Below are 9,102 nucleotides of genomic sequence, written 5' to 3' on the forward strand. Positions count from 1 at the left end.
TTTTTTCTTTTTTAATTACATTACATATTTATATAAAGCATGTGCCACACCATGTTCTTCATTTGATAACGTTTCGTATTTACACATTGCTTTTATTTCTTCTACTGCATTCCCCATTGCAATTGATATGTTCGCTTTTTCCATCATAGAAACATCGTTTAGCCCATCACCTATCGCTACAGTGTTTTCAACCGGAATATTAAGATGTTCTGCTAAAGTATATAATCCATTCCCTTTTTGAGCATCTCGATGATTAATCTCTAAATTGTGCCAATATGAAGATGTAATTGCTAAATCTGTATTATGAAGAAATGTTTCTTTGAGTTTTTTTAATTTCTCAATTTCATAAGAAAATGGTAATAGTTTATGCACATGTATATCTGTTTCTACAATTGGTTTACAACTTTCCGCACTATGAAACGCTGTATGCTCAAGATATAATGCTGCGATTGTTTCTAACTCTTTCAAGTCGAAATTTTCTTTTGAATTCTTCACATGCTCAATTTCATTACGTACACTCTCTACTCCATAATCCGGTACATACACACCTTTATCAGTATAGAGCTGATAATATAAACCATTCTCTTCAAGATATTCTACAATTTCAAGTGCCTGCATATTTTGAATTGGATATCTCTTCATCATTTTTTTATCTTTATATATAAGAGCACCATTTTCTGCAATGATTGGACACTCTAAATCAACTTCTAACAATAATCGCTCAATGTCAACAATTGAACGTCCTGTACAAATTGCTACAACATGGCCAGCTTCTTGACATGTTCGAATTGCTTCTGCATTTTCTTTACTTATCATTTTATTCCCCGAAAGAAGAGTTCCATCTAAATCAATTGCGATTAATTTCATTATTTCTTCACCACTTTCTATAAATACACGAGTTCTAATTAATTATTAGGTATCGTTTTCACACAATCCTCGTGAGGTACTTCTTATTTATAATTTATGAAAAGCGTTTCAGGTCAAGAAATAATTAAAAATAAAATCCAAAGCTTTTCTTTTTAAAAAAGCTTTGGATTTTAAACTATGAATTATAACTAATGTATTTTGTCTCACACATGTACACATTTTTTTCTTCAGTTGGGATATATACTTTAAACTTTTCTAACCGTTTTCCATAGACATGAATCGTAATAACGCTTTCATTTTTGCTAATTTCAAGAATATGACAATCCGCTGGTGGAATTACTTTATCTGTTTCTCCTTCTCCCAAATAAAGATTTCCTGTATGTGTTAAATAAACAAGTGAATTTCCAAGTTGTTTCGTTTGTATAAAGTTCTGCACCATAATCCTTCCTGAAAAAACGCCTTCTACTCCCCATGTGCCGTCATGATCATGTAAAGGTGTAGATTGTCCATCTTTCCATACGAGAGCTAGTACTTCAAAACGTTTGAGCGGATCTTCATACAATAAATGTCGTGCATATTGAGTCAAATTGGCCTTCTGTTTATCTAACGGAAGCCATGTTTTCTTTTCTAAAAGTTCTTCTAGTAACTTTTCAATGCCACACACTATTTCTTCTTCAAATAAACCGTTTTCCATAAGATCTGTAACACCTTTAATAAACTTTTGAAATGATTTACTTCCATTACAAGTCAACATAAGAATCCTCCTCTACGTTTTATACAATTCCATATTAAGGTGATTACCGAAAACTCACAATTGAGAAACAAAAAACAAGATGCAAATGTATGCACCTTGTTAAGATTTTTATTTAGCTTTCAATCGAATAGGTAAGTATTTTAATGTTTGTTCATTTTCCAATATACATTTTTCTAAACAGAAAGATGGAGATAGCTCTATTTTTTCAAAAGCATTTATAAAGGTAGTTAATGCAATCTCAGCCTCTAAACGTGCAAGTGGTGCTCCTAAGCAAAAGTGAGGACCTTTCCCAAAGGTTAAATGCTTTTCATTTCCTGTTCGATGTACATTAAATTGAGAGGCTTGTGAAAATTTTTTCTCGTCTAAATTCGCTGCACTAACCCACGCAACAATCATCTGATCCTTTTTCATTAAAGAACCAAATATATTTGTATCCTCTGTAATCCTCCGGGCTAATGTAACAGGAAAGCGATAGCGTAATACTTCCTCAATCGCTTTTGAAATTAAGTTAGGTTCTTTTCTTAACTCTTCATAAATTCCAGGTGAATCTACTAAAAAGCAATAAAAGCTATTAATAATTAAATTTGTAGTGGTTTCATTCCCAGCTGCTAGTAAACCTAATGAAAAGGTTACAATTTCTTCATCGGTTAATCTTTCGCCTTCATATTCAGCTCGAATTAAATCAGAAATGATATCATCGGTTAAATGATATCTCTTTTCCTGAACAATCGGTAGAAGGTATGCTTTGAATTCATTTAATGCTATCCCTTTCTCAGCATCCAGATCATTAAACTTTTCTTTACTATACGGCATAAATAAAATATCAGACCATTCTTTAATTTTTTTACGATCTGTTGTTGGGACTCCTAATAAATCAGAAATAACGGTAACAGGTAAAGGTGCAGCAAACTGTTCAACGATATTAACTTCACTACATTTTTCGATATGTTGTACAAGTTCATCTGCGATAGCCTGTATTCGAGGTTTCCACTGTTCTAAACTTCTTGGAGTAAATGCCTTAGAAACAATGGAACGTACATTGCGATGTTCTGGTGGATCTGTAGAGTTTATATTTATTCTAGTTTCTAAAGGAGGGATTGAGAATTGTCTGCGCTCCCTTCTACTTGAAAATAAGCGATAATCTGATAAAACACGATTTACATCATCATATAAAAAAACATTCCATACATCCTGCTCTTCATCATAATGAACTGGGTGATTATCCCTCATCAAACGATACCATTCATATGGATTCCATAATTCTTCTTTTGTTTTCAGCTTTGAAATTTCATGAACTAAAATAACATTTTCAGGTGAAGCCATAGTTCTTTCCTCCCTTTTCTTTTACAATAAAAGTGATAGGTCGGCAGTTCAAAGTTGTATAAACTATCATATGTTATTTTAACATATACTAAAGGGGATTTTTCATTAGAGAACTTGAGAAATATATAAGGGGGATTTTTATGTACGTTGATATTTTACTACTAGCAGAATTAACGACCGGACCAAAACATGGATATGAAATCAAAAAAAATGTTCAAAATCGTTTAGGTGAGAATTTTGAATTAAATCACAACATGCTTTACCCTGCCCTTCGGCGCTTTGAAAATATGGGTGCTATAACGAAAAAAATACATAAACAAGTTGGAAAACCAAACCGAAATATGTACGATATAACAGAAACAGGAGAAGAAATTTTTTCTGAAATGTTACGAGAGTTTCCCGAAAAACTTGCGACAAATAATGCAGAATTTCTTGTTCGTATCGCGCTATTTGAAAAACTTGAATATGAAGCTAGAAAAGAGATTTTGACTGTACGTCAAAACGTACTACATAGTCAACTTACCGCTATTCAGTCTCTAGAGGTTACCTCAGCCTTTATTACTGAAGTCATTGAATTTAGTAAATCACGAATTGAACATGAATTGAGTTGGATTACATCACTTATGAAGAAAATATGAAAAAATAACAAAAAAAGCTAAAATTAGTGAATGAAAATGATATTTATTATCAATACTATCATTAATAAAAGGGCAACCACGATTTGGCTACCCTTAAAGAATTTACACTTCTGGATCAAATGTTTTGCAATCTGTTTCTTCCGTTGTAGATGCATGTTTACCTTTATGACTTACTACGTAAATTGCCTCTGCACTACATTTATTACCGTTCGCCCAAAATTTACAGTTGTTTACTTCACATAAAACGTCTTGTGCCATAGTATCACACCTCCTTGTTCTATTATCATTAACAAAATTCGGAGGTATGATACTATTTGTCATCCATTTTTCATTCCCTTTTTAGCTTTCTTAATGGTTCAATATCTCCGCGTACAATAGCATCAATATTTCCAGTTATTTTTTCAATATCAAAATGCCACCATTGAATTTGCAATAATTCTTGAATTATTTCATTTGAAAATCTCTCTCTTATTTTATTTGCAGGGTTTCCACCAACAATTGTATATGGTGCGACGTCTCTAGTCACAACAGATTTAGCTGCAATGATTGCACCATCCCCTATTTTTATTCCAGGCATAATTGTTGTATCCATACCAATCCAAACGTCATTTCCTATAACTGTATCACCTTTATAAGGTAAATCAGACAAACTAGGTGTATACTTCTCCCACCCATTTCCAAATATATTAAATGGATATGCCGAAAATCCATCCATCCGATGATTGGCTCCGTTCATAATAAAGTTAACTCCAGATGCAATACAACAAAACTTTCCAATAGTAAGGCGATCTCCAAGAAATTCATAATGATGTAATACTCGATCTTCAAATGTTTCTCCATCTTTCGCATCATAATAAGAATAGTCACCAACAAGTATATTAGGTTTTGTTATTATATTTTTTATAAATTGAACGTTTTGATTGCCTTCAATAGGGTATTTAACATTTGGATTAGGATTCATTTTGTATAGCACTTCCTTTACCACTTATTTCACTTTCTACCGCTATTACTGGCTTTAAATTGTATATAGGTAAAATAAACAATAATCCAATTATAAAAAGTAAAGCCGTCCCTTCATACATCATACTTAATGAGAACATCTCTTTTAATGAGCCAGCTATACTCATCGTTACTACCATTGAACCGGTAAAAAGCGGACTTAAAATACCATTTACACGACCTATAAAATCGGTATCGCTATTTTGAATAATAAGCGTATTAATACCAATTTGGATACAAGGAAGAGCTAAACCACTAAAAAGCTGCGCTGTAAGTGTCACCCATAAATTTGTAGAATATCCTATAATGCCAATACCAATTGCTTGACCAAGCATACCGATAATTAACATCTTTTGCGGAGCAACGTTTTTCGCAAATACCATTGCTAATGCTCCGCCAACAATCATTCCCGCACCATTTACTGTTAGTAGCCACTGTAAACTCTCTTTTGATAATCCTAACTGCTCAGTCACAATAAATATACCTAATGGCTGAATTAATCCTATACCTAGTCCTGCAGCCATAAAACAAAGCCCTAGCAAAGTTAATGCTTTTTTCTTTTTGACATACTTAATACCATCCTTCATCTCCTGCAACAGAGTGATACCTTTCTTTTCTACGTCGTTTTCAAGATCTTTCGGAAGGAATAACAATACAACTGCCGCAAGTAAAAACGAAATACCTGTTATGATGATTGAAATATAAATTCCAAAACTATGAAAGATAAATGTCCCTAGTATTGGTCCTAATACCATAAATATTGCAAATATCGTTTGATATATAGACATTGCTAATTGAATTTGTTCCGTTGATAAATGTTGTTTAAACAACTTCATTCCAGATGGTTGTGAAAACTGTGAAAGGATTGCAGAGATGAGTGTCACAAAAAACACAATTTTCCACGTTCCAAACATAAGCGTAATTAATACAGCGAATACTGAAATGGAACTTAACGTTTCACACCATATCATTGTTTTCTTTGGCTTCCACCTATCAGCAAAAGTACCGCCAATAAATGAAAAAATAAAAATTGGAGCGAATTCAGCAACTGAAATCATCGAAATAGCAAAAGCATCACCTTTTGTCATTTCCATTACATATAGTAATACCGCAAAGTTTCGAACCCATATTCCTATTTGTAAAAATAATGCTGATGCTAAAATCCCTTGAACAAACCGATTTTTTAATACTTGTGATACCCCATTGTTTTGTTTCGTTACTACATTTGTCGACATAAAAAAGCCTCCTATTTCATGTTCTGAACAGGAGGCAGCACAAATCATATAAAAAGACTATATATTCGCAGAGCGAAATACATCCCTTTTCTATAAATGTACAGACTAACCCTATTCAGAAGAATATTTCGTTTTTTAACGAAGATCTCTTACAAATAGAATTAGTTGATCATTGGGATGTTTTCACCCTTCCGTTTCGAATTTAAATAACACATACATACTCTATGTAAATCATTTTCGATGTATGCATGTCTCCTTTTAACTATTCTAGAAAGTTAAAGGCAATTCCTCTAAAGAACGCATTAAATAGTTACCTTGCCATTTAATTTCTTCACGATTCCCTTTTATTTGTAGTTCAGGCATTCGATTAAACAAAGTAGTAATAGCAATCTTTGCTTCTAACCTCGCAAGTGGAGCGCCTAAACAGAAATGGCTACCATGACCAAAGGCAATATGACGATTATTTTCCCGAGTAATATCGAATACTTCTGGGTTTTCAAATACAGTTTCATCACGATTTGCAGAAGCTAAGGCAATGACAACCATATCTCCCTTTTCAATTGTTCGGTCGTGAATTTGAAAAGGTTCCGCTGCCCATCTTGCAGTTGTAACCTCAACTGGAGAATAATAACGCAATCCTTCCTCAATAGCCGAATCAATTAGTTTTGGATTATCTTTTAATAACTGTAATTGATTTGGATTTTCAAGAAGTGCTAATACCGTATTTGTAATTAAATTCACTGTCGTCTCGTGTCCTGCTACAATTAATAGCATTATCATTGAATATAGTTCCCGAGCGCTAAGTTTATGCCCTTCACTCTCTGCAAGTATTAAAGCACTCACTAAGTCTTCTTTTGGCTCTTTTCGTTTAATATCAACTAAATATTGAAGATATGTAATAAACTCAGATAGTTGTTTTTCGGTCTCTTTTATTTCTTCAGGTGTTTCTGGTGATGCAATAACAGCATGAGACCAAATTCTAAATTTCGCTTGATCTTCTTTTGGAATACCGAGCATCTCACTTATTACAATAATCGGTAATGGAAATGAATAATCATCCACAAGATTTAATGTACCTTTTCGCTCTATATCACTTATCAAATCATCTGCTATTCTCTCAATTCTTTTGTCTAATTGTGCAATCATCTTCGGTGTAAAAGCTTTTTGAACTAAAGATCGTAAACGACTGTGGTTAGGTGGATCTGAATTTAGCATATGCGTTGTTAAGTGGTCACTATTATCAACGGAAAGATACATGTTCTTTATATCTTGAGAAAACACATTTGTCCAATCTTTTTTTAAACGATTATCTTTTAAAAGTGGCAGAGCATCTTCATATCTAGTAATGAGCCATTCTTTACCGATTTCAACTTGGTTTACAAATAATATAGGTTGTTTTTTTCGCGATTCTTTATAAATTTCATACGCATCTTCTTTAAACTGAGCTGAAGCTAAATTAATGCCATCCTCTATGCTTAACCCAACTTTGTTTTTCATTGACATTGTATTCCCTCACTCTCATTTGTTTTTGAAAATCAACCCAACATATGCATTATACTCTAATAAAAACGTGAAAATTGTAAATTTTTAATCAAAATCTTACTTCGTATATTGAAAAATAAAAAAGTGAGAGAGTAAAATCGTTTCACTCTCCCACTTCTCTTTATGCGAAGCACATAAAATTACTAATTTGTTGATAGCGATAACTTACTTTACGACGACGACCACCTTGCCACGTGTAACCTGACACTCCATTTCTTCTCACTTCAGTCGGGAAGAACCATAAATCTCTTCCGAAAGGACCAGGACGATGTAAGCGTAAATAGCCCCATCTTCCTAGACAGTTACACATCCATGATTTCATATTACCTGGTTGTGCTGGAGAAGCAAATGTAGACGGTAACGACGGCGCTTGTGACGGAGGTGGTGACGTTGGAGCATCTTCTGCATCATCTGGTCTGTAATCTTCTTGTTCAATATCTCTCACTTCATTTGTAGGTTCATACCCGTAGTCATGTGGATTATAATACATCGCTTGATCATATGGATAATTTTGTTGGTTATACATATTAACAAATCACCTTCTTTTCATTCATTACCTTTACCATTCATATGTGATATGCCCTCTCTGGGAAGCTTATGTATAGCCCAAATTCAACTTAAAAAGCTCGTATTATTAAAAATACGAGCCTTTCAAAAATAGAATGTGTTTATTATTTCCTTAACTTCACACTATAAAAACGCATTTCATCTAACGAACCTTCAAATTCAAATACTTCTTGTTTAATTAATTGTTTCAAGCGATATTCTAAGAAAGTATCTCCAACTAACTGTTCAACAAGACCAAGTGCTTCACCAATTACTCTAGGAGCTTTAAGGAACTCTCGATCAGCACCCACACTTTTCGCGCATTCAATTATAAATTGATCAAAATAATCTTCCTGTACAGAATGCACTTCATTTTCTTTCCAAACTCTTAAACATTCTATGCTTTCCGATAATCTATCCCACTCATTTTCAAACTTCATGCGCTTCTCTTCAGTTAAATAAGGTAGCTTTATAAAACTTTTTTGGAATAGAGCTAAACTTTCAGGTGGTAATTCTCCCGTTCCACGAATATCATACTCTTGTTTTAATATTTCTCTACTTGCTTCAGACGTATTAATAACTCGAATATTTTTCTTATCCTTTAATTGTGCCATTACAAAACTTAGGCCTACATGTTCATGTGCATTATCAGCCTTCCAAATTGTAATAGGCGTTTCAACAGGAATAGTATGTAGTTCTTCTATAGTTGCTATAAATCTTGATAAATATTCTTCTTCAAAATAACTATCATAAGCAGTTAAGTTATTTATTAACCACTTCTGTCTTGCTAGTTGCCCCTCATTCGTATGCAACCTATATATCGGTCCAATTGAAAAGAATTCCGAAAAAGCAACAACACTCTCTTCAAATAATTCTTCTTGACTTAACATATATTTTAAGCAACCAGCCGTTGAATCATCAAAAGCAATATGTACGTGCGCACTTTCTTTTACATTCCTTTTATAAGTAGGATTACTCGTTAATTGTTTCGGAATATCCATCAAATTTTTAATTGTATCTTCACTGTAGTTTTCTTCTAATAAGTTTAACTGTATGAGAATACTTTGAAGTAAATCTTTAGCCTCATCTTCGTACATATCCTCTACAGCATTTTTAATTTTATCTATCACACAAATCCCTCTATTCATTTCAAAAATAACGTAGATTATAGTGTATCATTTTAGTATAGTTCTTTAAA

General features: G+C 33.1%; 10 protein-coding genes. 1 reads left to right on the forward strand and 9 read right to left on the reverse strand.

What is annotated here, in order from left to right:
- Positions 1-15: 15 nt before the first annotated feature.
- The 3 genes from ACQGSG_RS23495 to ACQGSG_RS23505 form a co-directional block, all read right to left on the reverse strand.
- On the reverse strand, positions 16-867 hold the full coding sequence (locus tag ACQGSG_RS23495) for a Cof-type HAD-IIB family hydrolase (RefSeq protein WP_000766385.1): 852 nt from the start codon (positions 865-867) through the stop codon (positions 16-18).
- 175 nt (positions 868-1,042) lie between these two features.
- A complete protein-coding gene (locus tag ACQGSG_RS23500; RefSeq protein ID WP_000954437.1) occupies positions 1,043-1,621 on the reverse strand; it encodes a cysteine dioxygenase family protein in 579 nt (192 codons plus the stop codon).
- A 108-nt stretch (positions 1,622-1,729) separates the two neighbouring features.
- Complete coding sequence (locus ACQGSG_RS23505; RefSeq protein ID WP_000168014.1) at positions 1,730-2,944, reverse strand: cytochrome P450; 1,215 nt, start codon at positions 2,942-2,944, stop codon at positions 1,730-1,732.
- Between the two features lie 140 nt (positions 2,945-3,084).
- On the opposite strand from ACQGSG_RS23505, the gene ACQGSG_RS23510 reads away from it, so the two are divergent.
- Positions 3,085-3,582, forward strand: coding sequence for a PadR family transcriptional regulator (locus ACQGSG_RS23510; protein WP_000289122.1), 498 nt, complete (start codon positions 3,085-3,087; stop codon positions 3,580-3,582).
- A gap of 102 nt (positions 3,583-3,684) precedes the next feature.
- Here ACQGSG_RS23510 and ACQGSG_RS23515 read toward each other — a convergent pair whose 3' ends face one another.
- The 6 genes from ACQGSG_RS23515 to ACQGSG_RS23540 form a co-directional block, all read right to left on the reverse strand.
- Positions 3,685-3,840, reverse strand: coding sequence for a DUF1540 domain-containing protein (locus ACQGSG_RS23515; protein ID WP_000046095.1), 156 nt, complete (start codon positions 3,838-3,840; stop codon positions 3,685-3,687).
- Between the two features lie 70 nt (positions 3,841-3,910).
- Entirely contained in the window at positions 3,911-4,543 is a 633-nt protein-coding gene (locus ACQGSG_RS23520) for a Vat family streptogramin A O-acetyltransferase (protein ID WP_098289905.1), read from the reverse strand.
- A complete protein-coding gene (locus ACQGSG_RS23525; RefSeq protein ID WP_048567665.1) occupies positions 4,533-5,816 on the reverse strand; it encodes an MFS transporter in 1,284 nt (427 codons plus the stop codon). The genes ACQGSG_RS23520 and ACQGSG_RS23525 overlap by 11 nt, the downstream gene beginning before the upstream one ends.
- A gap of 267 nt (positions 5,817-6,083) precedes the next feature.
- Positions 6,084-7,319 carry a cytochrome P450 family protein gene (locus ACQGSG_RS23530; RefSeq protein ID WP_000062127.1) on the reverse strand — a complete coding sequence of 412 codons (1,236 nt, stop codon included), beginning with the start codon at positions 7,317-7,319 and terminating at the stop codon, positions 6,084-6,086.
- Positions 7,320-7,479: 160 nt separating this feature from the next.
- Positions 7,480-7,884: a hypothetical protein gene (locus tag ACQGSG_RS23535; protein ID WP_000282680.1), complete on the reverse strand. Its 405-nt coding sequence runs from the start codon at positions 7,882-7,884 to the stop codon at positions 7,480-7,482.
- Positions 7,885-8,029: 145 nt separating this feature from the next.
- Entirely contained in the window at positions 8,030-9,034 is a 1,005-nt protein-coding gene (locus ACQGSG_RS23540; protein WP_000565683.1) for a DUF1835 domain-containing protein, read from the reverse strand.
- Positions 9,035-9,102: the final 68 nt, after the last annotated feature.

The sequence above is a fragment of the Bacillus sp. GMa5/1 genome, assembly GCF_050172015.1.
Classification (GTDB): domain Bacteria; phylum Bacillota; class Bacilli; order Bacillales; family Bacillaceae_G; genus Bacillus_A; species Bacillus_A cereus.